17 protein-coding genes are annotated in these 25,849 nt (G+C 74.5%); 11 read left to right on the plus strand and 6 right to left on the minus strand.

What is annotated here, in order from left to right; translation table 11 throughout:
- The first annotated feature begins 42 nt into the window (after positions 1–42).
- The 3 genes from KIN34_RS06200 to KIN34_RS06210 all read left to right on the plus strand — a co-directional run bounded on the left by KIN34_RS06200 (position 43) and on the right by KIN34_RS06210 (position 8,429).
- Positions 43–642, plus strand: coding sequence for a TetR/AcrR family transcriptional regulator (locus KIN34_RS06200; protein ID WP_214348160.1), 600 nt, complete (start codon positions 43–45; stop codon positions 640–642).
- A 156-nt stretch (positions 643–798) separates the two neighbouring features.
- Positions 799–7,857, plus strand: a complete 7,059-nt coding sequence (locus KIN34_RS06205) for a DUF5979 domain-containing protein (protein WP_214348163.1) — start codon at positions 799–801, stop codon at positions 7,855–7,857.
- Between the two features lie 119 nt (positions 7,858–7,976).
- Positions 7,977–8,429 carry a hypothetical protein gene (locus KIN34_RS06210; protein ID WP_214348166.1) on the plus strand — a complete coding sequence of 151 codons (453 nt, stop codon included), beginning with the start codon at positions 7,977–7,979 and terminating at the stop codon, positions 8,427–8,429.
- 15 nt (positions 8,430–8,444) lie between these two features.
- Here KIN34_RS06210 and KIN34_RS06215 read toward each other — a convergent pair whose 3' ends face one another.
- On the minus strand, positions 8,445–9,350 hold the full coding sequence (locus KIN34_RS06215; RefSeq protein ID WP_307858110.1) for a L,D-transpeptidase: 906 nt from the start codon (positions 9,348–9,350) through the stop codon (positions 8,445–8,447).
- Positions 9,351–9,461: 111 nt separating this feature from the next.
- Between KIN34_RS06215 and KIN34_RS06220 the strand changes: the two genes are divergently transcribed.
- The 6 genes from KIN34_RS06220 to KIN34_RS06245 all read left to right on the plus strand — a co-directional run bounded on the left by KIN34_RS06220 (position 9,462) and on the right by KIN34_RS06245 (position 20,523).
- Positions 9,462–10,253: a tyrosine-protein phosphatase gene (locus KIN34_RS06220; protein ID WP_214348169.1), complete on the plus strand. Its 792-nt coding sequence runs from the start codon at positions 9,462–9,464 to the stop codon at positions 10,251–10,253.
- 165 nt (positions 10,254–10,418) lie between these two features.
- Positions 10,419–12,791 carry a beta-L-arabinofuranosidase domain-containing protein gene (locus tag KIN34_RS06225; protein ID WP_214348172.1) on the plus strand — a complete coding sequence of 791 codons (2,373 nt, stop codon included), beginning with the start codon at positions 10,419–10,421 and terminating at the stop codon, positions 12,789–12,791.
- Positions 12,788–16,387: an Ig-like domain-containing protein gene (locus tag KIN34_RS06230; RefSeq protein WP_214348175.1), complete on the plus strand. Its 3,600-nt coding sequence runs from the start codon at positions 12,788–12,790 to the stop codon at positions 16,385–16,387. Before KIN34_RS06225 ends, KIN34_RS06230 begins: the two co-directional genes overlap by 4 nt.
- A 165-nt stretch (positions 16,388–16,552) precedes the next feature.
- A complete protein-coding gene (locus KIN34_RS06235) occupies positions 16,553–18,481 on the plus strand; it encodes an AAA family ATPase (RefSeq protein WP_214348178.1) in 1,929 nt (642 codons plus the stop codon).
- 51 nt (positions 18,482–18,532) lie between these two features.
- Complete coding sequence (locus KIN34_RS06240) at positions 18,533–19,582, plus strand: Fpg/Nei family DNA glycosylase (RefSeq protein WP_214348181.1); 1,050 nt, start codon at positions 18,533–18,535, stop codon at positions 19,580–19,582.
- A 2-nt stretch (positions 19,583–19,584) separates the two neighbouring features.
- Positions 19,585–20,523, plus strand: a complete 939-nt coding sequence (locus KIN34_RS06245; protein ID WP_214351852.1) for an LLM class F420-dependent oxidoreductase — start codon at positions 19,585–19,587, stop codon at positions 20,521–20,523.
- On the opposite strand, the gene KIN34_RS06250 is transcribed toward KIN34_RS06245, so the two are convergent.
- Together KIN34_RS06250 and KIN34_RS06255 are read right to left on the minus strand one after the other, a co-directional pair.
- Positions 20,511–21,857, minus strand: a complete 1,347-nt coding sequence (locus KIN34_RS06250) for a glycosyltransferase 87 family protein (protein WP_214348184.1) — start codon at positions 21,855–21,857, stop codon at positions 20,511–20,513. The two genes, KIN34_RS06245 and KIN34_RS06250, sit on opposite strands and share 13 nt — an antisense overlap.
- Before the next feature lie 74 nt (positions 21,858–21,931).
- Entirely contained in the window at positions 21,932–22,147 is a 216-nt protein-coding gene (locus tag KIN34_RS06255; protein ID WP_214348187.1) for a hypothetical protein, read from the minus strand.
- Positions 22,148–22,311: 164 nt separating this feature from the next.
- Between KIN34_RS06255 and KIN34_RS06260 the strand changes: the two genes are divergently transcribed.
- Positions 22,312–23,649, plus strand: a complete 1,338-nt coding sequence (locus KIN34_RS06260; protein WP_214348190.1) for a uracil-xanthine permease family protein — start codon at positions 22,312–22,314, stop codon at positions 23,647–23,649.
- 74 nt (positions 23,650–23,723) lie between these two features.
- Here KIN34_RS06260 and KIN34_RS06265 read toward each other — a convergent pair whose 3' ends face one another.
- The 3 genes from KIN34_RS06265 to KIN34_RS06275 form a co-directional block, all read right to left on the minus strand.
- A complete protein-coding gene (locus KIN34_RS06265) occupies positions 23,724–24,362 on the minus strand; it encodes a LytR C-terminal domain-containing protein (RefSeq protein WP_214348193.1) in 639 nt (212 codons plus the stop codon).
- The gene (locus KIN34_RS06270; protein ID WP_214348196.1) at positions 24,359–24,655 is read right to left on the minus strand and encodes a type II toxin-antitoxin system VapB family antitoxin; all 297 of its coding nucleotides are present in this window, start codon (positions 24,653–24,655) and stop codon (positions 24,359–24,361) included. The genes KIN34_RS06265 and KIN34_RS06270 overlap by 4 nt, the downstream gene beginning before the upstream one ends.
- 101 nt (positions 24,656–24,756) lie before the next feature.
- A complete protein-coding gene (locus tag KIN34_RS06275) occupies positions 24,757–25,308 on the minus strand; it encodes a DUF2510 domain-containing protein (RefSeq protein ID WP_214348199.1) in 552 nt (183 codons plus the stop codon).
- 199 nt (positions 25,309–25,507) lie between these two features.
- Here KIN34_RS06275 and KIN34_RS06280 point away from each other — a divergent pair, with 199 nt between their 5' ends.
- Complete coding sequence (locus KIN34_RS06280; RefSeq protein ID WP_214348203.1) at positions 25,508–25,849, plus strand: TraR/DksA family transcriptional regulator; 342 nt, start codon at positions 25,508–25,510, stop codon at positions 25,847–25,849.

Genomic DNA, 25,849 nt, shown 5'->3' on the forward strand with positions numbered 1-25,849 from the left:
CACGACGAGACGCACGACGAGACGGACGACGAGGAGCGCGCGGTGACCGATCGCGAGACGGCGCACCCCCCTCGGCCCCTGCGTGCCGACGCCGCCCGGAACCGGGCCAAGATCCTCGACGCCGCCGCGGCCGCGTTCGACGAGCAGGGCACCGACGCGTCCCTCGAGGACGTCGCCCGCACCGCCGGGGTGGGCGTGGGGACGCTGTACCGGCACTTCCCGACGCGGCTGGACCTCATCGCCGCGGTGTACCGCTCGAGCCTCGAGCAGTTCGTGGCCCGCGCGGACGAGCTCCTCGAGCAGAAGCCGGCCGGCGAGGCGCTCGACGAGTGGGTGATGGGCTTCGTCGGGTACGTGGTGCGCAAGCGCGGGATGTCCTCCGCGCTCAAGGCCGGCCTCGGCGACGGCGCCGCGCAGGTCATGAGCGAGGGCCGGGCGCTCCTCGAGGGCGCCGCCGCGCGCCTGCTCGTCGCCGCGCAGGCCGCGGGTGCGGTGCGGGACGACCTGGCCCCGGCGGACCTGCTGCGCGCGGTGAGCGGCGTGTGCCTCGCGGGCGCGGACTCGGCCGACCGCACGCAGACCGAGCGCGTCCTGCGCCTGGTCCTCGACGGGCTGCGCTGGACGGCGCCGGCCCCCGCCTGATCGCCGTCCCGGGCAACCGGGCCGATCAGCGCCTCGTCGGGCGGCTCCCGTGCGCCCCGGGACGGTCGGTACGACGGTAGGCAGGTGGGCCCGGTTTGTGCCACGGTGGGGCTTGTGCGGGGAGCACTCCGCCAGCCGTGCGTCGGGGGAGCGGGTATGCGCAGGTCCAGGTTCGCCGGGTGGCGTCGCAAGGTCGCGGCCGTCGCCGGGACCGTGCTGGTGATGTCCTTCGTGCTCCCGGGGGCGGCCGTCGCGGTCGACCCGCCGCCGATCCCGGACGACCCGCCCGCGGGTGACGTGACCGCCGAGCTCAACCTGACCAAGGTGTCGACCGCCGACACGGTCGAGCCCGGGCAGCAGTACACGTACGAGATCCAGCTCGGCTGCCAGGTGACGGCCGCGGCCGGCTGCGTCGACGCGCGGATCACCGACCCGCTGCCGGACTACGTCACGCTCGTCGGGACGCCGACGGTCTCCGGCGTGCCCGCCGGGGACGTCACGGTGACGACGGACCCGGACGGCACGTGGTTCACGGTCGACTTCGACGAGGACCTCGGCGACGGCGACACCGGGCTCTCCACCACCAGCACCGCCACCGTCACCGTCGTGGTGCAGGTCGACGACGACATCCCGTACTCCGCGGACGGCCAGCCCCTGGTCAACACCGCGACCGCCACCGCGGACAACGCGCTGCACGACGACGGGTCGGCCACCGTCACCCCGTCCGTCGACCTCGCCCTCGACGCGGCGACGACGAAGGAGATCACCCCGGCCGCGGCGGAGGCCGCGGTCGGCACCGCGCTCGCGATCGCGCTGACGGGCATGAACACCTCGAACGCGGACGTCGACGAGCTCGTGATCAACGAGCCGGCCGACCCGACGGCCACCCCCAACCCCTTCACGTACCTCGACCTCACCGGCATCGGCGAGGTCACGCTGCCCACGGGTGCGACCACCGTGCAGGTCCGGGTGACCACCGACGGCACCACGTGGGTGGACGGGCCGGTCGGGCCGCCCGCCGCGCTGCCGGACTCCGTCGAGCCCGGTGCCGTCGTCGGCGTGCAGGTCGTCTTCACGGGCGACATCCCCCCGGGCGCGTCCGCGTCCGTGGACCTCGACCTGGCGCAGAGCGACGAGGTCCTCGATCTCGCCGACCCCACGACCGTCACCAACAGCGCCTCGACGACGGTCACGCTCGACGACGACAGCGCGACCTCCGACGTCGCGTCGGACGACTACACGATCACGCCGGTGGTGCCGGAGGTGAGCGCCGGCAAGGACTTCGAGCCGGACACGGTCCACGCGGGCGACGACTCGGTGATGACGCTGAGCGGCACCAACTCGAGCGAGGACACCGCGCTCGACACGATGACGATCACCGACGACCCGCTGCCGGACGGCCTGACGTTCTCCGGGTTCGGGGACGACACGGGCGCCGGGATCGACTGGCCGACGGGCGCCGACGAGGCCTCGGTGACGTTCACCTGCGAGGGCACGGGCGTGGCCGACCCGCTCACCACGGACGTCGTCGACACGCTCCCCGACCCGCCGGCCGGCTGCGTCGTCACGGGGTTCGTCGTGACGTTCACGGGCGACATCGTGCCCGGCGCCGTGGCGACGGTCCCGGCCGTCGTCGTGACCGCCGACGAGCAGGACACCGAGGAGCTGACCCGGACCAACACGGTCGTCGTGGACGGGGCGAACGGCGGTGCGACGGCGACCGACACCACCACGGCCGACCTGCTGTCGATCATCGACCGGCTGGAGATCGACACCAGCAAGCAGGTCACGCCCTCGGAGATCCCCGCCGTCCCGGGCCAGGACGTCGTGATGCAGCTGCAGGGCATCGTCGAGGAGTTCCCGGCGTCGACCACCGACGCCCACACGATCGTCGTGCAGGACCCGGCCGACCCCGCCACGGACGACTTCTGGACGTACTTCGAGCCCGGTGCCGTGGTCACGACGCCCATCCCGGCCGACGCGACGCTGACGGTCCAGTACTACGACGCGACGACGGGCGAGTGGGTCGACGTGCCGGGCATGGTCGACGTCCCCGGCGAGGCGATCTTCACCGAGCCGATCCCCGACGGCATCGACGCCTCGGGCATCCGCTTCGTGTACGAGTCCGACGCGGGCTTCCCGCCGGGCACGACGGTGAGCCCGAACGTGCAGGCCGTGCTGACCGACGACGTGCCCAACGCGGACGCGACGTACACGAACTGCGCGCAGGCCACCGCCGAGAGCCCCGGCGTCACGGCGGTGTACCCGGAGGACCCGGTCTGCGTCGACGCGACGACCGACGCCGTCAACCCCGGCGAGGGCGACCTGATCGACAAGGCGTGGGACGTCCCGACCGTCGCCGAGCGCAGCCTCGACGAGGCTCCCGCGACCCTGTCCTGGTCGACGGCCGGCTACTCGGGCCTCGACACGGTCGAGATCACCGACGTCCCCGCGCCCGGCACGACGGCGCTGCCGGCCTCGGTGTACGACGCGTTCGACCTGGTGCGCATCGAGCCGCTCGACGACGACCCCTGGCTGGCGTTCGACCAGGTCACCGGGGTCGAGCTGTTCCGCCTCCCTGCGGGTTCGGTGGACCCGTCCGCGGGTGAGTGGACCGCCACCACCACCGACCCGTGCGCGACGAGCTGCGACGGCACGTTCCCCGGCTACACGCTGACGGCCGACGAGCGGGCGACGACGATCGCGTTCCGCCTGACGTTCGCCGAGAGCGACACCAACCGCGGCGGCGCCGACGCCGGTCCGACGGACCCGCCGGTCGGCTCGGGCGTGGCCCGCTCGTCGGGCAACGACCGCCCGATCCACCTGGTCTTCTCGGTCCGGGACGACCTGCGCAGCGACGCGACCGTGCCGGTGCTGAGCACGCGGACGTACAACGCGACCGACGCCGGCCTGGTGCGCAACGACGCCCAGGCGCAGGGCTTCGTCGACGGCGCCGTCTTCCTGACCGACACCGCGTCGGACACGATCCTGATCACGGCGGTCGACCTCGTCGTCGACCTGGCGAAGGACTGGACCGGCGGACCGCTCGGCATCCCCGCGGACGACGTGCCGCAGAACCGGTACCCGATCGCGTCCGTGGACCTGAGCGCGCACAACCGCACGCCGGGCAAGGTGGACACGCTGCGCATCGTCGACCCGGCGGTCGGCGACCCGTTCGACGTGTTCAACCTCGTCGGCTTCACCGAGATCACCGACCCGGCCACGGTCGGCGCCGACGCCCTCGAGATCGTCCTGGCCCTGGACGGCGGCGGCGAGCTCACGTACACGGACCGTGCCGCCGCGCTCGCGGCGACCGAGGCGGAGCTCGTCGACGTCGTCGGCATGACCGTGACCTACACGGGGCGGATCGACGCGGACGCGGTCGTCGACATCGGCTTCGACACCCGCCTGCGGACTGAGTCCCGCGACGCGGGCGACCCGCCGGTCGCGGGGATGGAGATCACGAACGGCGCGACGGTGACGATCCAGGACCTGGTCGACTACCCCGACGTCGACCCCAAGACCGCGCAGGACGCCGCGGCCGCCGAGGTCCAGACCAACGAGCAGGGCGTCGAGGTCACGACGACCAAGACGTTCGACCCGGACGTGCAGACCGAGCCCGACAACGGCCCGGTGACGGTGACGCTGACCGGGCAGCCCGGCGGGCCGTCGCGCACCGTGCGGATGGTGCTCAGCGACACCACGGCGACGTTCTGGAACCAGTACGACTTCACGGGCTTCGACGACCTGGCGCTGACCGCGCCGATCGAGCAGGTGCGTGTCGACGCGCTGACCGGCGGGACGTGGAGCGTCCTGCTGGGGCAGCCGGTGCTGAGCGGCGCGACGTGGGTCGAGGGCGTGAACGCCACGACGCTCGCCCTGCCCGACGGCGTGCTGCCGGCGGACGTGCAGGGCCTGCGCTTCACGTTCTCCCGGGTCGGCGACGCCAACTGGGAGAACCCGGCCAACCCCGACCAGCCGGTGAGCTTCGAGGTCACCCGGCGCGCCACCCTGCACACCGGTGGCCCGGTGCAGAGCGACCTGGCCGGCAACACGGCGGCGCCGGGCGAGACCGACCCGGGGGTGGCGACGGACCAGGTGGTCGCAACCGTGACGGGTGCGGACTACGACGTCGACGGGAACCTGATCACGGCGACCTCCACGGCGACCGACACGATCCTGTACCAGCACGCCACGAACTCGGTGACGGTACAGAAGACGCCGGACGGGCAGCAGTGGATCCCCGGCTCGCCCAACACCTACACGCTGACGGTCACCAACGACGGCGCGGTGCCGATCGTCGACCCCGTGATCGTCGACCGGCTCCCGGTCGACGCCCTGGGCGTGCCGCAGGTGGTGTTCGACCCGACCGTGGACGAGGTGGACCGGTACGCCTACGGGCTGACGCCGGAGTCGACCGCCGACGACGCGATGCCCGTGGACCCGGCCGACGTGACCGTCGACGAGCAGGTGGGGGAGCTGACCTTCACCTTCCCGCCGGGCACGACGCTGCAGGTGGGCGAGACGTACACGATCTCGTTCGCGATGCAGACCGCCGCCGGTCTGCCCGGGGGCACGCAGTTCACCAACGAGGTGGGTGTGACGGGTGACCGGGCGTGGGACGGCTGCGTGGAGACCCTCGACGACGAGACGGGCGAGTGCCGGACCGACGCGACCAACACGGTCACGAGCGCGCCGGCCCTGGGCGTGAGCAAGCTCGTCCGCGCGGACGACTGGCAGGAGCTCGGGGTCACCAAGGACCCCGCGGTCACCAACGACCTGGTCTGCGACGAGACGAGCGTCCGCGCCGACGGCTTCTTCGCGAGCCCGTGCATCCCGGTCACCTCCCCGGGCGGTGACATCACGTGGCGGCTGACGTTCCGCAACAACGGGAACCAGCCGCTCGACCAGATCGCGGCGATCGACGAGCTGCCGAAGCCGGGCGACACCGGCTCGACGAACGACCTCGCGCGCGGCAGCGAGTGGCGGCCGACCTTCACGGGCGAGCGTCCCGAGCTGGTGCTGCCCGCCGAGGGCGAGCTGGCCGTCTACTGGACCACGGACGAGGACCCCTGCCACGAGATCTCCGACGCGACGATCGACTGCCCGGCGGGGGCGTGGACGATCTGGCCCGAGGGCGATGACCTTCCGGTCGCACCCGAGGACGTGACGGGCCTCGCCTTCGTCATCAACCCCACCCCGGAGATGGTCCCGCTCGAGCAGATCGCGATCGACATCCACCAGGTCGCCCCGGCGCAGTCGCCCACGGCCGGCCCGGACACGGTGGCGTACGACACGGTCGGCGCGGTGGCGCGGTCCGGCGAGACCGAGCGCTACACGGTGCTCTCGGAGCCGCGGCGCGTCGGCGTGGCGCTGGCCACGGGGCCGATCCGGGTGGTCAAGCAGGTCGACGGCGACGCCGCGGACGTGTACGCGCCGGACGAGTTCACCGCGACGCTCGAGTGCACCTCGCTCGGCGAGGAGGTCGACCTCGGCGACGCGGCGGAGCTCACGCTCGTCCCCGGCGAGCCGGTGACGGTCGAGGACCTGCCGTACGGCGCCGACTGCACGGTGTCCGAGGAGGACCAGGGCCAGTCCGACTGGGAGGCGACGACGGTGACCGTCGAGCGCGACCCGGTGATCGTGCCGACGGTCCGCCTGACGAACACCTACGACTTCGCCGAGCTCACCGTCAGCAAGGCCGTGGACTCCACCGCGGTCGACTCGGCCGGGGACCCCGTCGAGTACGGGCCGTTCACGGTCGACGTCGCCTGCACGCTGGACGACGAGCCCGTGTACGCCGACGGCTACGGCCCGGACGACCCGATGACGGCCGAGCTGGCCGACGGCGGCGAGGTGACGTTCACCGAGCTGCCGCCGGACGCCGTCTGCACGGTCACCGAGACGGACACCAAGGGCGCGGCGGCGACCACGGTCGTGACGACCGCGGGCGACGGCGACCCGGTGACGACGGACGGCACGACGGGCGAGATCACGCTGGTCCCGACGGGCGCCGGGGCGAACACCGCCGAGGTGACGAACGCGTTCGACGCGGGTGACCTGGTGCTCACCAAGGAGGTCACCGGCGACGCCGCGGAGTTCGGCAGCGGTCCCTTCACGCTCCACGTGACGTGCACGCTCGACGACGCGAGCGGCACCCGCACCACCTGGGACGACGACGTGGTCCTGGGCGGGGGCGCGCCGCTCGGGGCGCGCGTGGTGCAGATCGCCACGGGTTCGTCGTGCGAGGTGACGGAGACGGACGCCGCCGGGGCCACCGCCACGACGATCGCGCCCGAGGAGCCGGTGGTGATCGACGACGGCACGCAGGCGGTGGCCGTGACCGTCACCAACGAGTTCCGTGCCGGCGGCCTGCAGGTCGCCAAGACGGTCAGCGGACCGGGCGCGAGCCTCGCGGCCGGGCCCTACGTCTTCGACGTGGTCTGCGCGTTCGCGGGCGACGACGCGGCGTGGTCCGGCTCGCTGACGGTCGAGGGCGTGCCCGACGAGGACGGCCGGCTGCTGTCCGACGTCGTCGAGCCGCTGCCGGTGGGCGCGCAGTGCACCGTCACGGAGACCGAGGACGGCGGGGCGGACGCCACGCCGGACCCGGTGACGGTCACGATCCCCGACGTCGACGACGAGGGCGTCGCGACGGTCGAGGTCGTCGGGGTCGACAACCCGTTCTCCGCCGGCACTGTCGCGGTGACCAAGGTCGTCGACGGGACGGCCGCGAGCCTGGTGGGCGACACCGAGTTCACGGTCCGGGTCACGTGCGAGGCCACGGACGGCACGACGGTGCTCGACGAGCCCGTCGTGGTCCAGGCCGGCGACACGGTCGTCGTCACGGACGACGCGGGCGAGGACCTGCTGCTCCCGCTCGGCACGTCGTGCTGGGGCGTCGAGACCGACGACGGCGGGGCGACCGAGTCCGCCGTCGACCACGGCTCGCGCGAGGACGCGGTCACGGTCGCGCAGTCCGACGAGCTGCAGGCGCTCGAGATCACGGTGACGAACACGTTCGACACCGAGGTCGTGCCGCCGTCGCCCACCGAGGAGCCGACGCCGAGCCCGTCCCCCACGGACGGGACGGGCCCGCTGCCGACCACCGGCGCGGACGTGCTGCCCCTGGCGGTGCTGGCGGGCGTGCTCGGCCTCGGGGGCGCCGCGCTGCTGCTCGGCCGCCGCCGGCTGACGCCGGGCCGCCGCGACTGAGCGTCGGCGGACGAGGGGACGTCGCCGAGCGGAACGCCCACCGGAACCGCCACCGGAGCCGCCACGGGAACGGTCCGGCCCGGGTCGCGCGACGGCGCGACCCGGGCTAGACAGGGCCCATGGGTGTGATCCTGCGGTCCTGGTGGCTCGGTGTCGCGGCGGGCGGTCGCGCGTCGACCGGGCTCGCCGTTCCGGTTCTCGTCGCGCTGCGCGACCGCGACGGCGCGGCCGCGCGGCTCGGTCGCGTCGTGGTCGGCCTCGCCGCGGCGGGCGAGCTCGTGGGGGACAAGCTCCCGACGACGCCGAGCCGGCTGGGGCAGCCGCAGCTCCTCGGTCGCCTCGCCGCCGGCGGCGTGGGTGCCGTGGCGCTCGCGGCGGCGGAGCGGCGTCCCGTCGGCGCGTGGCTGCCGGCCGCGGTGCTCGGCACGGCCGGTGCGTTCGCGGGCTCCGTCCTGGGCGCCTCCTGGCGCGCGGCCGCCGCGGAGCGCGGGCTGCCGGACACGCGCGCGGCGCTCGTCGAGGACGCCACGGTCACCGCGCTCGCGGGCCGCCTGGTGCGCACCGCACGCTGACCCGCCACGCAGGCCTCAGCGGCCCCCGGTCGGCTCGACGAGCACGAGCGTCCCCGGCGGGACGGCGCGCCACAGCACGTCGAGCACGTCGTCGGCCACACGCACGCACCCGTTGGACACCTCGCCGCGGGACGCGAGCGTCGTGGTGTGGATCGCGGTCGCGGACGTGCCCGTCACCCGGTCGTAGGCGTCCATCGTCTCGCTCTGGCTGGACAGCAGGACCACGCGCGGCGTGACGCTGCCGGGCTCCTCCCAGAACGTCCCGACGACGAACTGCGGGCCGCGCGGGGTGGGCCGCGACGGGCTCCCGGTGGCGATGACCGGGTGGACGACCCGCCCGGTGCCGTCGTCGACGGTCAGCGTCTGCGCGGCGGTGTCGACCGTGATCCGCCAGTCCGTCCCGGCCGCCCGGGTGTCGACGGTCCGCACCCACGCCGTGCGCTCGTTGACCCGCGCGGCGTCCGCGCTCGGCAGCGCGCCCCGGGCCGCGACCATGACGCGCAGCCAGCCGGGCGCGGTCTCGACGACGGGCACGACCGTGGACACCCCCAGCGTCTGCGCCGGCAGGACGCCGACCGCGGTGCCGCCCGGCTCGTCGTACGCCGCCGTGTCGCGGACCACCACGGCCGTGCGCCAGCGACCCAGCGCAGGGTCCTCGCTCGCCAGCTGGGTGCGGTCGCCGAGGCCCGGCAGCCCGGCGACGACGTGCTTGGGGTCGACCACCGTGAGCCCGGTCAGGTCGACCGCGGGAGCCGGGGGCGGGACCGCGACCTTGGCGACGTCGACCGGCTCGCGGTCCACCACGGCCGCGACGGTCGGCTGGACCCGCGGCGTGGGCGGCGCCGAGCACCCCGACAGCGCGACGCAGCCGAGCGCGGCCGTCGCAGCGAGGACGCCGACCGCCGAGCGCACAGCACCCACGTCACCCTCCCGCCGCCGGCTCCTCCCATGGTGCCCCGCCCCGCCTCGCCTGCCCACCCCCGCGGACCCACCAGCGGGGAGGGGGTCGGTGCGGTGTGGCAGGCTCGGGGGATGACGGACGGGCACGTGCTGGTGAGCGACGCGGTCGGCAACCTCCGGGACGTCGGCGGACGCCCGACGAGCGACGGCGGCACGGTCGCACGCGGGGTGGCCTACCGGTCGGCGGAGCTGGCGTCGCCCGCGGTGGCGGAGGACCCCGAGCTCGCGCGGCTGGCGATCCGCACCGTGGTGGACCTGCGCACCGCGTCCGAGCGCGGGCAGCGCCCGGACGTCGTGCCGCCGGGCGCCCGGCACGTGGTGCTCGACGTCCTCGCGGACCTCCCGCCGCAGGCGGCGGGTCAGATCCCCGCGATCCTGGCGGACCCGTCGGCGGCGGCGCGGACGCTCGACGGACTCGACATCGCGGGCGCGATGGTCGCCACCTACCGCGAGCTCGTCGTGAGCACGTCGGCCCGCGCCGCCTACGCGGCGTTCGTGCGGCTCGTGATCGACCCGGACGCGACCCCGCTGCTGTTCCACTGCACCGCGGGCAAGGACCGGACCGGGTGGGCCGCCACCATCCTGCTGCTCGCGGCGGGCGTCGACGACGACGGCGTGCGTGCGGAGTTCCTGGGCGTGAACCCGGCCGTGCGGACGACCTTCGCGCCGCTGCTGCACCGGCTCGAGGCCGCGGGCGTCGACCCCGGCCTGCTCGCCCCCGCGCTCGAGGTCCGGCCGGAGTACCTCGAGACGGCGTTGGCGACGGTGCGGGACGAGCACGGCTCGTTCGACGCCTACCTCACCGACGGGCTGGGCCTGTCGACGCTCGAGGTCGAGGCGCTGCGGCACACCATGCGTGCCTGAGGCACCGTTTCGACCGAAAACACCGAAAACCATTGCGGTCCGTCTGGCGGGCCGCAAGACTGCCCGGGAGTCCTGCGCCGCACCCCGTCGCGGCGCAGGACCGCCGGGCCGGACGGCTGCCATCGTCCGCCCGGCCAGGTCAACGTCGACCACGGGAGAGGGCACATGGAGCACCACCACGACCTGTCCGACTGCGCGCACGACGCGGCCCGCCCCCCGGGCGGGCCCGCGCCCGTGACCACGAGCCTCGCCGCACGCCGGCTGAGCCGCCGCTCGGTCCTGCGCGCGGGCGCGCTGGCCACGGCCGCCGTCGGGCTCGCGGGCGTCGTGCCCGCGTCCTCCGCCTTCGGCTCGGTGCCGTCCGCTGCGCGGACTGCGGTCCGCTCGCGTGCGGTCCGCGCGCTCGCCGCGGCGGAGAGCACGCCCGCGTACCCCGACTCGTGGACGGTCCGGCCGTTCGGGCTCACCGACGTCTCGCTCGGCGACAGCGTCTTCACGCGCGCGCAGCAGCAGATGGTGGACCTCGCGCGCGCCTACCCGGTCGACCGCGTGCTCGTCGTGTTCCGTCGCAACGCGGGCCTGGACGTCAAGGGCGCCACCGCGCCCGGCGGGTGGGAGGAGCTCGGCCCCGCGCCCGACGAGCAGCGCTGGGGACCCGACGACTACGTGCGCGGGCAGAACACGCGGGGGGCCGGCGGTCTGCTGCGCGGCCACTACGGCGGTCACTTCCTGTCCATGCTCGCGATGGCCTACGCGACCACGGGCGACGACGCGATCCTGGCCAAGGTCGACGCATTCGTCGACGGCCTCGAGGAGTGCCGCGCGGCGCTCGCGGCCACGGGCCGGTACTCCCACCCCGGGTTCCTCGCCGCGTACGGGGAGTGGCAGTTCAGCGCGCTCGAGGCGTACGCGCCCTACGGCGAGATCTGGGCGCCCTGGTACACGTGCCACAAGATCCTCGCCGGCCTGCTGGACGCGTACCGCTACACGGCCAACCCGCTCGCGCTCGAGCTCGCCGAGGGCCTGGGCCGCTGGACCCACGCGCGCCTGTCGGCGTGCACGCCCGCGCAGCTCGAGCGGATGTGGGGCATCTACATCGGCGGTGAGGCGGGCGGCATGAACGACGCGCTCGTCGACCTGTACACGCTGTCCGCCGCCGACGACCGGGACGACTTCCTGGCGGCCTCCGCGTTGTTCGACCTGCGCTCGCTGGTCACGGCGTGCGCGGAGGACCGCGACACGCTCAACGGCAAGCACGCCAACATGCACATCCCGACGTTCGTCGGCTACGCCAAGCTCGGGTCCTGGACCGGGGACGCGACCTACTCGGCCGCGGCGCGGAACTTCTTCGGGATGATCGTGCCCGGCCGCATGTACGCGCACGGCGGCACGGGCGAGGGCGAGATGTGGGGCCCGGCGAACACGGTGGCCGGCGACATCGGCCCCCGCAACGCCGAGTCCTGCGCCGCGTACAACATGCTCAAGGTCGCGCGGACGCTGTTCTTCGAGCAGCAGGACGCCGGCTACATGGACTACTACGAGCGCACGGTGCTCAACCACATCCTGGGCGGCAAGCGGGACCAGGCGTCCACGACGAGCCCGCAGAACCTGTACATGTACCCCGTCGGGCCGGGCGCCCGGAAGGAGTACGGCAACGGCAACATCGGCACGTGCTGCGGCGGCACCGGGCTCGAGAGCCCGGTCAAGTACCAGGACTCGATCTGGTTCCGCTCCGCCGACGACTCGGCGCTGTGGGTCAACCTGTACATCGCGTCGGAGCTGCGCTGGGCGTCCCGCGGCCTGCGCATCGTGCAGGAGGGCGACTACCCGAACGACGAGACCGTCACGCTCCGGATCGCGGAGGGCTCGGGCGACCTCGACCTGCGCCTGCGCGTGCCCGGCTGGGCCACGTCGTTCGTCGTCGCCGTCAACGGCAGCACGGTCGCCGGCACCGCGGACGGCAGCGCCACGCCGGGCAGCTACCTGTCCCTGGACCGCACCTGGGCCACGGGCGACGAGGTGACGCTCACCATCGCACTGCCGCTGCGCGCCGAGCCGACCGTCGACCGCGCGGACATCCAGTCGCTCCAGCGCGGCCCGGTGGTGCTCTCCGCGCTGAGCACCTCGAGCAAGTACCTGCAGGTCTCGCTCTACGACCGCATGGGCCTCGACGGCACGCTCTCGCGCGGCGTCACGGTCGACGAGGACGGCTACGTGAGCCTCGGCTCGCAGCGGTTCGAGCCCGCCTTCTCCGGCCAGGACGTGGCGTACCACATGTACGTCCAGCGCTCGGAGAGGAAGGTGACGTTCGCGGGCGTCGACTCGGGCGCGAGCAACCCGACGCGCGCGGACGGCACGTCCTTCCTCGACGAGGTGTGGAGCGCCGCCCCGTTCGCGGACCGGCAGGCCTTCCTCGAGCGTGTGCAGACCACGTCCACGGCGTGGGTCGCGGAACGGCTGATGAGCGCACGGGACCGGCAGAAGGTGCTGGTCGCCGCCGCCCGCGCGCCGTTCGAGCGTGCGGCGGTGACCCGATGAGGGCGGGCGCGCGCCGGCTCGTCGCCGGCCTCGCGTCCGCCGCGCTCGTCGCGACGGGCGCGCTCGTCGGGACGTCCGCGTCCGCCGGCGTGCCGCAGGCCGCCGTTCCGCACGTGGCCCCGGGGACGACGAGCCCGCGGGCCTCGGCGGTGCCCGCCGCGCTCGCGGCGGCGGACGAGGCCGTCGCGTCCAACGTCGCGCTGCTCGGCGAGGTGACGGTCAGCTACGTGCCCGGCTGGAACAAGGCGTCGGCGCTCAACGACGGGACCGAGGCGACGCCGGACGGGCACGGCTCGGTCTGGGGCACGTACGGCGAGTTCGAGGCGCAGCACTGGGCGCAGTACGACTGGCAGTGGCCGGTGACGGTCGACCGGTCGGCGGTGTGGTTCTGGAACGACGCGGCCAGCGCGGGCAACGTCCTGAGCCCCGAGGCCTGGCACCTGGAGTACAAGGACGCCGAGGGCGAGTTCCAGCCCGTCGACGTCGCGACGTACCCGATCGCGACGGGCACCGGGGTGGTCCTCGGCCCCAACGAGGTCACCTTCACGCCGGTCACGACGACGGCGCTGCGCCTGGTCCTCGACGCGCAGGAGCGCGGCACGCCGGACCCGTACTACGCGGTCGCCGCGACCGAGTGGCAGGCCTGGGGGACCGGCGGCACCGAGCCCGAGGAGCCCGTCGACCCCGACGCGCCGATCGCGGTCGAGGACGTCGCCGTGCGCACCACCGTGGGGGACGTTCCGACGCTGCCCGACGAGGTCTGGGTCCTGCCCGAGGACGGCCCGCTGACCTACGTCGACGCCGAGTGGGACGCCGTCACGGCGGACGACGTCGACGCGCTGGGCACGGCCGAGGTCGCGGGCACCGCGGGCGACCAGGACCTGCTCGCGACGGTGCACGTCGTGGCGGACCTGGACTCCCCGGTCGAGGAGGTCGACCACACCACGACGATCACGACGCCCGGCGTCGCCCCGGTCTGTGCGCGCACCGTCGTCGCGTGGCACGCGGACGGCTCGGCCGACTCGACCAACCCGGTCACCTGGGAGACCCCGGACCCGGCGGACTACGCCGACGCGGAGTCCTTCTTCGCGGTCGAGGGCGTGGCCGACGGGTTCGAGCCGCCGGTCGAGTGCACGGTCTGGGTCGTCGCGCCCGTGGTCGACGACCAGGCGCCCGGTGTCGTCGTCGACGTCGACGCCGCGCCCGCCTCGTCGGGCTGGTACACCAGCGCGCCCGAGGTCAGCGTGCGGGTGGTCGAGGGCGGCGCACCCGTCGAGCAGGTCGAGCTGCGCATCGGCGAGGGCGACTGGCAGCCGTACACCGAGCCGGTGCCGGTCGAGGCGCAGGGCGAGGTCGTCGTAGCGGCCCGCGCGACGGACGCCGACGACCGGACGGGCGACGCGCAGCGCACGCTGCGGGTGGACACGCGCGCTCCGGAGACGGGTGTCGAGCACGTCGTCGGCGCCACCTCCGCCACGTTCACGCTGACGCCGGCCGACCCGGAGCCCGGCTCGGGCCTGTCCCGGACGCTGTTCTCCTACGGTCCGAGCAGCGACCCGGAGTCGAGCGAGAACGTCATGTGGGCCACCTACGAGGAGCCCTTCGGCGTCTCGCTCGGCGAGGGTGCGACCGTCTACGTGCACGTGCGCTCGCAGGACCTCGCGGGCAACCAGGAGGAGACGCGGACCGTCGAGCTCGAGCCGTCGGGGCCGGTCGCGGTCACGCCGCTCGCACCGACGCTCACCGCGCCGCGGTGCGAGGCCGGCGAGGCGGTCGACGGCTCCCTGGCCGTCCCGGAGGTCGCGGGCGTCGTCTACACCGTGGGCGGCGAGGCCGTCTCCGGCACGCTCGTCGTCGAGCCGGGCGAGAGCATCACGCTCGTCGCGAGGCCGGCCGCGGGCCACACCTTCGCGGGTGCCGCGCAGGTCGTCTCCTACGTCGTCACCGCCGCGGTGCCCGACTGCACGCCCGCCCCGCGGGAGGTCGTGCCCGGCACGGTCACGATCACGGGCGAGCCGCGGGTCGGCGGCCGGGTGACGGCCACGGCGGCCGGGTGGGGGCCGGACGGCGTGCGGCTGGCGTACCAGTGGTACGCGGGCGGCACGGCGATCCTGGGCGGCAACGTGCGCACCTTCGTCGTGGGTGCCGGCCAGGTGGGTCAGAAGCTGTCGGTGCGCGTCACCGGCTTCGGTGACGGTCTGGTGACGCGCTCGCTGATGTCCGGGTCCACCCGCACGGTGACCCGCACGGGGGTCTTCGACGCCCCGCAGCCGACCATCGACGGCCGGATGGCGGTCGGCAGGCCGCTCACCGCCGTGCGCGGCGTCTGGAAGCCGGCGCCGACGAAGGTCACCTACCAGTGGTTCGCCAACGGCCGGGCGATCCCCGGCGCGACGCACCAGACGTTCACGCCGACGACATGGCACGTGGGACGGAACATCAAGGTCCGCATCACCGGCACGCGGGACGGGTACCAGGCCGCCACGGTCACGTCGGCGGCGCGCACCTGGCCGGTCCGTGCGGGATCGCCCACCATCACCGGGACCGCCGAGGTCGGCGCCACGCTGCGTGCCCAGACCGGTACCTGGCAGCCGGCCTCGCTGCGGCTGACCTACCGGTGGAGCGCCGACGGCACGGCGGTCCCGGGCGCAACGGCACGGACGCTGACCGTCCCGCGCGCCCTCGCCGGCACGCGGATCACGGTCACCGTGACGGGCACGGCCAAGGGCTACACGACGACGAGCCGGTCCGCGACGCCGGTGCGGGTCGCGGGGACGGCGGACCCGACGCCGACCCCGACGCCAACGCCAACGCCAACGCCGACATCGACCCCCGCACCAGCCCCGACCGCGTCCCCCACGGCCCCTCCGACGACTGAGCCGGCGGTGGAGCAGCCGGTCCCCGCCGACGTGGTCGCGCGGTTCGGCCTCGACACGTCCTGGTACGCCAAGTACGTGCCGGGCCCGGTGGACCCGGCGACGGGGCTCGGGATCCCGGTCCTGGGCTCGTCCGCGGTCGAGGACTCCACGCTCCTCGAGGCGGCGCGTCAGGTCGCGGTCCTGGCGCGCACCGCCCCGGTGGACCCGGTCGCGGAGATGGTGGGACGTGACGTGCGCGTGGTGATCGTGGCGCGAGGCGAGGTGATGAGCTCGATCCCCGACGTGCGCGCGCAGTGGGGCACGGACCTGGACGAGCGCTACTGGGCGGGCATGGGCGGAGCGCTCACGGTCGGCACCGAGGCGAACCTGATCGACGACGAGGGCGGCGAGAACGTGTTCATCCACGAGTTCGGCCACACGGTCGACGGATGGGGCCTGCGGTCGGCCGACCCGGAGTTCGGCCCGGCTCTGGACGCCGCGTACGACCGCGCCACCTCGCTCGGGCTGTGGCACAACACGTACGCGGGCAGCAACGTGAGCGAGTACTGGGCCGAGGGCGTGCAGGGCTACTTCGACCTCAACCGCGAGGGGCCGGCCGGGGGTGACGGCGTGCACAACGACGTCAACACGCGGGCGGAGCTCCGGGAGTACGACACGGCGCTGTTCGCGCTCCTCGACCGCGCGTACGGAGGCACGTCGCTCCTGACCGAGGTCTGACCGGAGGCGGGGTCGCGGTCGCGGGCGAGCGCTCGCACCGCGGCCCCGTTTGCTCCGTTCGGGTGGTCCGATATGTCTGATATTGCTGAATCCTTCACCCGGCCGGACGATGGGCGGACACCGCCGTGCGGCAGCCGCGCCGACGCCTGGTGAGAGGAGAAGCCCGTGGCCGACGAGCTGGAGTCCCCCATCCGGCAAGGAGCGCACGACATCGCGATCGAGCGCGACCGCATGCGCCGCCGGCGCGTCTACAAGGTCGCCGCGGTGGTCCTCGCGATCGAGGCGTGGGTGATCGGGGCGTCGCTCGCGGGCTGGCCGCTCCTGCCGCAGCTCCCGCCGGTCGACCCCTTCTTGGTGACGATCGTCGTGTTCTTCGTCGCGATGCTGCTGATCGTCGTGCTCACGACGGTGGGAACCTCGCGGTCGCCGCACCTGGTGTACCGGCCCGAGCAGGTCGACGTCCGGCTGGACGACGTCATCGGCATCGACCCGGTCAAGGAGGACGTGCGCCGGTCGATCGACCTGTTCCAGACGCACCGCCGGTTCGCGGACCAGATGGGCGGCACCCCCCGGCGCGGGCTGCTCTTCGAGGGGCTGCCCGGCACGGGCAAGACGATGACCGCGAAGGCGATGGCGGCCGAGGCGGGCGTGCCGTTCCTGTTCGTGTCCGCGACGTCGTTCCAGTCGATGTACTACGGCGCCACCGCGCGCAAGATCCGCTCCTACTTCAAGGCCCTGCGGGCCACCGCGCGCCGCGAGGGCGGGGCGATCGGCTTCATCGAGGAGATCGACGCGATCGCGCTGCGCCGCGGCGGCATGGTGGCCGGGGCGGCGCCGGCGTACGGGCCGTCGGCGGCGAGCGCCTGCGTCTCGTCGACGGTCCCCTCGCCGGTCTCCGGCGCCCCGGCGGCGGGCGGCATCGTGACGAACGCCGTGGTGTCCGAGGGCACCGGCGGGGTCGTCAACGAGCTGCTGGTGCAGATGCAGTCGTTCGACGAGCCGACGGGCGGCGACAAGCTCTACAACCGCATGGTGGCCGCGGTGAACCTGCTGCTGCCGTCCGACCGCCAGATCAAGCAGCGGCGCCCGGGCCGCGCGCCGATCCTGCTGATCGCCGCGACCAACCGCGCCGACTCGCTCGACCCCGCGCTGCTGCGGCCCGGGCGGTTCGACCGGCACCTGACGTTCTCGACGCCCGACGCGCACGGCCGGCGCGCGCTGGTCGACCACTTCCTGCTGCGCCGCTCGCACGAGGTCTCGCTCGACGACCCGGCGCTGCGCGACCGCATCGCGGCGGCGACCAACGGCTGGACGCCGGTCATGATCGAGCACCTGCTCGACGAGGCGCTCGTCAACGCGCTGCGCCGCGGCTCGACGACGATGCGGTTCGACGACGTCGAGCAGGCGCGCATCACCGAGATGGTCGGCATCGGCCAGCCGGTGCGCTACACCGAGGCGGAGCAGCGGCTGATCGCGACGCACGAGGCCGGCCACGCGACGGTCGCCTGGCTGGTGGCGCCGAACCGCACGCTCGAGGTCCTGACGATCATCCGACGAGGAGAGGCGCTCGGCCTGCTCGCGCACGGCGACTGCGAGGAGGTCTGGACGCACTCGCAGTACGACCTGCAGGCGCTCGTGCAGATCGCGATGGGCGGCTGGGTGGCCGAGGAGCTGTTCTTCGGGCACACCTCGACCGGCCCCGCGAGCGACCTCGCGGCCGCGACCCGCACGGCGGCGCAGATGGTCGGCGCCGCGGGGATGACGGGGTCGCTGGTGTCCTTCCTGGCCGCCGACCGCGACCTGGTCAGCGCGGTCCTCGCGGACAACGCGGCGCGCGAGCAGCTCGAGGGCGTGCTGGACGACGCGCGCAGCAGCGTCCGGCGGCTGCTGTCGCGGCACCGGCACCTGGTCGAGGCGCTGCGGGACGCGCTGCTGGAGCGGCACGAGCTCATCGGCCCGGAGATCACCGACGTGCTCGAGCAGGCCCAGACGCGGACCGAGGCACAGGCGCAGGCCCAGGTCGAGGCGCGCGCGACGCGGCCGGCGCTCGCCGACGCGATGGCGGCCCGGATCGGCGCCCAGCCGGCCGCCTGACCGCCCGGGCCCGCCGGGTCCGCGTCGCCCGCCTGACGTAACCTGCGAGGCGTGCCCGAAGGTCATACCGTCCACCGCGTCGCGCGCCAGCTCGAGCTCGACCTCGTCGGGCGTCCGCTGCGGGTGACGTCCCCGCAGGGCCGGTTCGCGGCGGGGGCGGAGCGGCTCGACGGCCAGGTGCTCGCGGCCTCGTCGGCGGTCGGCAAGCAGCTCTTCCTGACGTTCGCCTCCGGCGACGTGCTGCGCGTGCACCTGGGCCTGTACGGCGCGTGGGACTTCTACGGCCGGCTCTCGCCGCTCGTCGCGGGCGAGGCCGCGTGGGGCTCGATGGGCGCGCCCCGGCTGCGCCGCGCGGTGCGGATGGGCGAGGACGAGCGCGAGCAGCCGGCCGACGAGGGTGGGCTGGTCGCCACGTTGCACCAGGCCTTCCCGCCGGAGCCGGTGGGCCAGGTGCGCGTGCGGCTCGCCACGTCCGAGACGGTCGCGGACCTGCGCGGACCCTCGGCGTGCGAGGTGCTGGACCCCGCGGGCGCGGAGGCGGTGCTGGCGCGCCTGGGTCCGGACCCCGCCACGCTCACCGGGGACGACGAGCGGACCGCGGCGGGCCGCGAGGTGGTGCGGCGCCTGCGCGCCCGGAACGTCGCGGTGGGCCAGCTGCTCATGGACCAGTCGGTGGTGGCCGGCGTCGGCAACATCTACCGCGCCGTGCTGCTGTTCCGCGCGCGCCTGGACCCGCGGACGCCGGGCCGGGACGTGCCGGAGCGCACGGCGGCGGCGCTCTGGACGGACTGGGCGGCGCTGCTGGCGGACGGCATCGCCGACGGCATGATCATCACGCGCGAGGACCTGACCCCGGACCAGCGCCAGGCCGCGCGGGCCGACCCGACGCTGCGGCACTGGGTGTACGGCCGCGCCGGCGAGCCGTGCCGCGTGTGCGGGACGCCCGTCGTCGTCGAGGACATGGCGGCCCGCAAGCTCTACCGCTGCCCACGGTGCCAGCGGCGCCCGCGCACCCGCACCACCACCCGCACCCGCACCACCAGGACCAGCACCAGCACCAGCACGAGCACCACGACGAGAAGGACGACGACCCCGAGATGACGATGCAGCTCCGCGTGTTCACCGAGCCCCAGCAGGGCGCCTCCTACGACGACCTGCTCGCGGTCGCCCGCGCCACCGAGGACCTGGGCTTCGACGCCTTCTTCCGCTCCGACCACTACCTGCGCATGGGCGACGGAGACGGCCTGCCCGGCCCGACCGACGCGTGGACCACGCTCGCGGGTCTGGCGCGCGAGACGTCGCGGATCCGCCTCGGCACGCTCGTCTCGTCCGTGACGTACCGCTACCCGGGGCTGCTGGCGATCCAGGTGGCGCAGGTGGACCAGATGTCCGGCGGCCGCGTGGAGCTCGGCCTCGGCACGGGGTGGTTCGCCGAGGAGCACGCCGCGTACGGCATCCCGTTCCCGGCCAAGCGGTTCGGGCTGCTCGAGGAGCAGCTCGAGATCGTGACCGGCCTCTGGGGCACGCCCGTGGGGGAGCGGTACTCGTTCGCGGGCGAGCACTACACGCTCACCGACGCCCCGGGCCTGCCCAAGCCCGTGCAGGAGGCACGCGGCCGTGCGGGCGTCCCGGTGATCGTCGGCGGCAACGGCCCGCGGCGCACGCCCGCGCTCGCCGCGCGGTTCGCGAGCGAGTTCAACCTGGCGTTCCCGGAGCTCGGCACCGTCGCGGACAAGTTCGCGACGGCGCGCGCGGCGTGCGAGGCGGTGGACCGCCCGGCCGACGACCTGGTGCTCTCCGCGGCTCTGGTGCTGTGCGTCGGCCGCGACGAGGCCGAATTCCGGCGTCGCGCCGAGGCGATCGGCCGCGAGCCCGACGAGCTGCGCGAGCACGGGCTCGCGGGGACGCCGGCCGAGGTCGTGGACCGGCTGTCCTGGCTGCGCGAGCAGGGCGCGTCGCGGGCCTACCTCCAGGTGCTCGACCTGACGGACCTGGACCACCTCGCGCTGGTCGCGGACCAGGTGGCCCCTCAGCTCGGCTGAGGGTCGCCCGCCCGCTCGGGCGCGTGGGCGGCCACCGCCCCGGGCTCGAGCGCGGCGGGCTCGCCGGTGACGAGCTCGCTGGTCGCGGGTGCCGCGTCGTCCGGCGGGGACGTGTCCCGGAGCAGCCCGCGCACGACGAGCACGACGAGGGCGACCAGCGCCACGTTGCGCGCGACGAGCACCAGGGTGACGCCCGCGCCGCCCCCGGTGATCTGGGCGTAGCCCCACGGGAACACCACCTGCGTCGCCGCCGCGATCCCGGCCACGAGCGCGGCGGTGCGCCCCCACCCCGGCAGCCGCAGCGCGAGCGCCACGGCGACGGGCGGCGCGATCCAGCCGACGTACTGCGGCGACCCCACCTTGTTGAGGACGATGAGCAGGGTCGCCACCAGCAGCGCCCCGCGCAGCAGGAGCTGGGCACGCGCGGTCTCGTCGGACCACAGGCGTGCCCCCAGGCGCGTGCGGCACCACCAGAGGAACGCGGCCGCGGCCGCGAGACCCAGGTAGAACAGCGCGCCCAGGACGTCGGCGGCCGCCTGGGCGCCCGGGCCGGACACCTCCCACGTGATCAGCTGCTCGTTCAGGAGCAGCTCGATGTCCGGCCGCCACAGGCTCGCGACCACCCACGGGGTGGCGCCGACGGCCTCGATCTGCAGCCCGCGCTGGTCCTGCTCCGTGAGGAACGAGAGCACGTGCGCGAGCCCACCGCCCAGCGCGACCGCGAGCACGACGCCCGCCGAGACCAGCACGGCAGGGACCACGACGTCGCGGGTGCGCCGCACGACGAGCCAGAGCGGCAGGAGCAGCGCGCCGGGCGCGACCTTGACCCAGGCGCCCGCGGTCAGCAGCGCGGACGCGACGCGGGGGTGCCGCAGCGCGAGGACCAGGGCGCCGACGACGAGCGGCGCGACCACCGCGTCGAGCCGCCCCATCGCGACCGGACCGAGCAGCGCCGTGAACGCCACCCACCACCAGGCGCCCACGAGCGTGCGCGCCGCGTGCCGGTGGCCGGCCACGCGCGGGGCGTGCGTCAGCGCCAGGACGCCCAGCGCGTCGAAGACGGTGAGCCACAGGCTCCACGCCAGCGAGTAGCCCGCGCCGTACCCGGTCCCGCCCAGCGCGGCGGCGAACATGGGCACGACGGCGCCGGCGGGGTAGACCCATGGTCCGGACAGCACCGGCCACACGCCGTCGTGCAGGCCCTGCCACATCCACCAGCGGTACAGGTCGATGTCCCAGAACGTGTCGGTCGGGAGCCAGAAGACCCCGACGACGATCAGCCAGCCGTGCACCAGCGCGAACGCCGCCCACAGCGCGAGCGGCGAGCGCAGCATGCGGTCCAGCGGGGCCTCCAGGGACGAGCGCGGCAGTCAGCCCCGACCGTACCCAAAGACCCCGCGGGCCCGCCTCAGCGTCCGGTGGCCGACGGCGGCGGCACGACCCCCGTCATCGGTCCGGCGGGCGGCAGCACGGCCGGCCGCTCCTCGAGGAGCTGCGCGTCGACGTCCTCGACGTCGTCGGGTGCGGGAGGGGCCTGCGGTGCGGTGCTCTTGACGGGGTCCGGCGCGCCGCCGGGGATCACGTGCGCGGTGGTCGGGACCTCGGTCCCTTCGTTCTCGGTCATCGTCGGCCTCCGGGTGCTCGGGCCAGCTCGTCGGCTGGTCTACCCCGACAGTGGCACGACGAGACGGCGCCCGCTCGTCGAGCGCGGCGCTAGGGTCCGTCCAGGCGGCCGGGGACGGGACCGGCCCGGAGCGTCCGGCCACGGCCGGGGGAGACGGAGGAACGGTGGCCGGTTGGCAGGTGCACGGCGACGGCCGCGCGGTGGTCCCCGGGCAGGTGGTCGGGCCCGACGAGCGGCTGTCCTGGCCGCGCACGATCGGCATCGGGCTGCAGCACGTGGTGGCGATGTTCGGTGCCACGTTCCTGGTCCCGCTGCTGACCGGGTTCTCGCCGCAGACGACGCTGTTCTTCTCCGCCGTCGGCACCCTGCTGTTCCTCGTGGTCACCCGCAACCGGGTGCCGAGCTATCTCGGCTCCAGCTTCGCGTTCATCGCGCCGATCCTCGCCGCGACGGCGAGCGGCGGCCAGTCCGCCGCGGTGGGCGGGATCCTGGTCACGGGCGTGCTGCTGACCGTCGTCGGCGTCGTCGTCCACCTCGCGGGCACGCGGTGGATCGAGGTGACCATGCCACCCGTCGTCACGGGCACGATCGTCGCGCTGATCGGGTTCAACCTCGCGCCGGCGGCGTGGGGCGCGAACGAGGACAGCGGCTTCCGGGCGGCCCCGGTCACCGCGACCTGCACGCTCGGCGCGATCCTGCTGAGCGCGGTGCTCTTCCGCGGCATCCTCGGCCGCCTGTCGATCCTCGTCGGCGTGGCCGTCGGCTACGGGGTCGCGGTGCTCCGCGGCGAGGTCGACTTCGCGGCGCTGCGCGAGGCCGACTGGGTCGGTCTGCCGACCTTCGTCACCCCGCGGTTCGAGACCGGCGTCCTGGTGCTGTTCGTGCCCGTGGTGCTCGTGCTCGTCGCCGAGAACATCGGTCACCTGAAGTCCGTGACCGCGATGACCGGCAAGGACCTCGACCCGGTGACGGGGCGGGCCCTGATCGGCGACGGCCTCGCGACGACGCTCGCAGGCCTGGGCGGCGGTTCCGGGACCACCACCTACGCCGAGAACATCGGCGTCATGGCCGCCACCCGCGTCTACTCGACGGCGGCCTACTGGGTCGCCGGGCTCGGTGCCCTCGTCCTCGCGATGTCGCCCCGGTTCGGTGCCGCCGTCGCCACCGTGCCCCCGGGCGTCATCGGGGGCGCCGCGACGCTGCTCTACGGGATGATCGGCCTGCTCGGTGCCCGCATCTGGATCCAGAACAGGGTCGACTTCTCCGACCCGGTGAACCTCATGCCGGCCGCCGTGGCGCTCGTGATCGGGATCGCCAACTTCTCGTTCCGGTGGGGCGACCTGCAGTTCGAGGGGATCGCACTCGGCACCGCCGCGGCGATCGTGCTCTACCACCTGATGCGGGTGCTGGCCCGGTGGCGCGGCACCACGTTCGAGCCGGCGTCACCCGCGTCCGCGCCCGGGGGCGACGAGGGGATCGTGGAGGACGCCCGCGCGCACTGACCCGACGCGCACGGGCGACCCGTCCGGGCCCCGCCGGGCCACCGACCGCAGGCTCCCGCGTGGTGCGGCGGGGATCAGCCCTCGGTCGCCGCGCTCGTCGGCGCCTTGCTGGCGCCCGTCTCCGGGTCGACGAGCTGCTCGAACGGCGTGCAGCCCTTCGGGGACTCGAGCGGTGCCTCGGGGTCCAGCGCGACCTGGTCCGGCTCGAGCAGCCCGGTGTACGCAGTCCCCAGGACCAGGTCCACGGAGCCGCCGGTGCGGGCGTCCAGCACCAGCTGAGCGCCCTCGACCTGCGCGGCGAGCGTGTAGGCCCGGGCGACGCTGGCGACCCCGGTGACGACCTGGGCGGTACCCGCGTACTCCGGCAGGTTCCCGGTGGTGCCCGGCTTGAAGTCCCGTGCGACGAGCGCGTCCATGGTCGTCGCGGCCAGGCCGCTCGTCTCCGTCGTGTTGTACACGTTGACGGTGATGACGCTGTACGGCTCCGCCTTCGCGCCCTCGGGCGGGCACGGGAAGGTGGCCGCGGCGATGGTCGGGGTGGGCTCCGCCTGGAACTCTTCCTCGACGAACGGCAGGCTCAGGCTCCCGGTGTAGACCGCGGCGGCGCCCAGCCCGATGACGGCCATCGCGGCGAGCAGCACGCCGAACACGACCGCCTGGCGCTCGTGCATGTGGCGGCGCCGCAGCGACCGCGCCCGGTCGGCGTCGCTCACTCGATCACCAGCACGCGCGCGTGGAGCATGGCGCGCTGCTGCAGCGCTGCGCGCACCGCCCGGTGCAGGCCGTCCTCGAGGTACATCACGCCCTTGTACTGCACGACGTGCGCGAACAGGTCGCCGTAGAAGGTCGAGTCCTCGGAGAGCAGGTTGCCCAGGTCGAGGGTGCGCTTGGTGGTCACGAGCTCGTCGAGCCGGACCTGGCGCGGCGGCACCTCGGCCCACTGCTTGGGCGTCTCGAGCCCGTGGTCCGGGTAGGGCCTGCCCTCGCCCACCGCCTTGAAGATCACGGGGCCACTCTAGAGGGCGTACCCCGCAAGCCCCGACCCGGGCACGCTGGGTGTCCGCAGGGTGGATCCTCCCGGACCTTCGTGCCGCCGACGGTCCGCGGTCACGTCGTCGCGGTCGCGTCCGCGATCACGTGCCTGCCCGCGGCGTCCACGGAGAGCGAGAGACGGATGATGTCCGTGCTCCCGTCGTCCCAGGTGCCGATGCCTTGGCAGGTCATGAGGTAGGTGGCTCCTCCGCCCGTCGGGGGCCGCGCGGTCGACCGCTCGTCCTTCGTCACCTGCGCACCGACCACCGACGCGAGGCCGATCTGGCCGTCCTGCAGGCCGCGGTGGGAGAGCTCGACGGCCTCCTGCACCACCTGCTCGCACGTCGCGGTCTCGACGGCGGCGGCGAAGGCGTCGTTGCGCTGCTGGTTCAGGAACACCGGGACGGCGATCGCGGCCATCACACCGAGCGCCACGACGAACGCCACCGCCCCCAGGGACAGCACCGCCGCAGTCTTCGCGCCCGACCAGCGCTTCGGGCCGGGCCGGGCCGGCAGAGGACCCGCCGGGACCGCGTGCGGGGTCCAGGAGGTGCCGTCGAACCACCGCAGCATCGTCGGCGTGGCGGGGTCGGGGTACCACCCCGGGGGCGGCGTCTGCGTGCTCATCGGGTCCTCGTCGGGTCCTCGTCGTCAGGGCAGCCCACGCGGGCGGCGTCACTGCCCCATCGGCAGGCAGCTCCCGCGGGTTGAGCGCCACGGGCGCCGGTGCCGCGTGCGCGCGGCGGGGTGCGGACGTGCGCGGCGGGCCGCAGGATCGGGGGAGGCTGGACGGCCGCAGGTCACAGCCGCGGGGAGAGGTGAGGACGTGCCCGACGAGGTGCGGTATCGGCTGCTCGCGCTGCGCGCGGAGGCGCTCGACCGGCTGGTCGGGCTGGGGGCGTCGCGGTCCGATCTGGTCGAGTCCGCCCGCGGCGCCAACATCGACGACGAGCACGACCCGGAGGGTCAGACGATCGCGTTCGAGCGGGCCCAGCTCGACACCCTCGTCGCCGACGTGGGGCGGCGGCTGAAGGAGGTCGACGCCGCGCTCGGTCGGCTCGACGAGGGCACGTACGGCCGGTGCGTGGTCGGCGGCGAGCCCATCGACCCCGCCCGGCTCGCGGCACGGCCGACCGCGACGACGTGCGTGGCGCACGCCGGCCGGTGA

Source organism: Cellulomonas fulva (genome assembly GCF_018531375.1).
Classification (GTDB): Bacteria; Actinomycetota; Actinomycetes; order Actinomycetales; family Cellulomonadaceae; genus Cellulomonas; species Cellulomonas fulva.

What these genes read in the sequence shown, in the direction of transcription:
- KIN34_RS06225 (WP_214348172.1), top strand. Translation starts at nt 10,419, where the DNA reads ATGGAGCACCACCACGACCTGTCCGACTGCGCGCACGACGCGGCCCGC.
- KIN34_RS06255 (WP_214348187.1), bottom strand. Translation starts at nt 22,147, where the DNA reads ATGACCGAGAACGAAGGGACCGAGGTCCCGACCACCGCGCACGTGATC.
- KIN34_RS06230 (WP_214348175.1), top strand. Translation starts at nt 12,788, where the DNA reads ATGAGGGCGGGCGCGCGCCGGCTCGTCGCCGGCCTCGCGTCCGCCGCG.
- KIN34_RS06275 (WP_214348199.1), bottom strand. Translation starts at nt 25,308, where the DNA reads ATGAGCACGCAGACGCCGCCCCCGGGGTGGTACCCCGACCCCGCCACG.
- KIN34_RS06205 (WP_214348163.1), top strand. Translation starts at nt 799, where the DNA reads ATGCGCAGGTCCAGGTTCGCCGGGTGGCGTCGCAAGGTCGCGGCCGTC.
- KIN34_RS06210 (WP_214348166.1), top strand. Translation starts at nt 7,977, where the DNA reads ATGGGTGTGATCCTGCGGTCCTGGTGGCTCGGTGTCGCGGCGGGCGGT.
- KIN34_RS06250 (WP_214348184.1), bottom strand. Translation starts at nt 21,857, where the DNA reads ATGCTGCGCTCGCCGCTCGCGCTGTGGGCGGCGTTCGCGCTGGTGCAC.
- KIN34_RS06220 (WP_214348169.1), top strand. Translation starts at nt 9,462, where the DNA reads ATGACGGACGGGCACGTGCTGGTGAGCGACGCGGTCGGCAACCTCCGG.
- KIN34_RS06245 (WP_214351852.1), top strand. Translation starts at nt 19,585, where the DNA reads ATGCAGCTCCGCGTGTTCACCGAGCCCCAGCAGGGCGCCTCCTACGAC.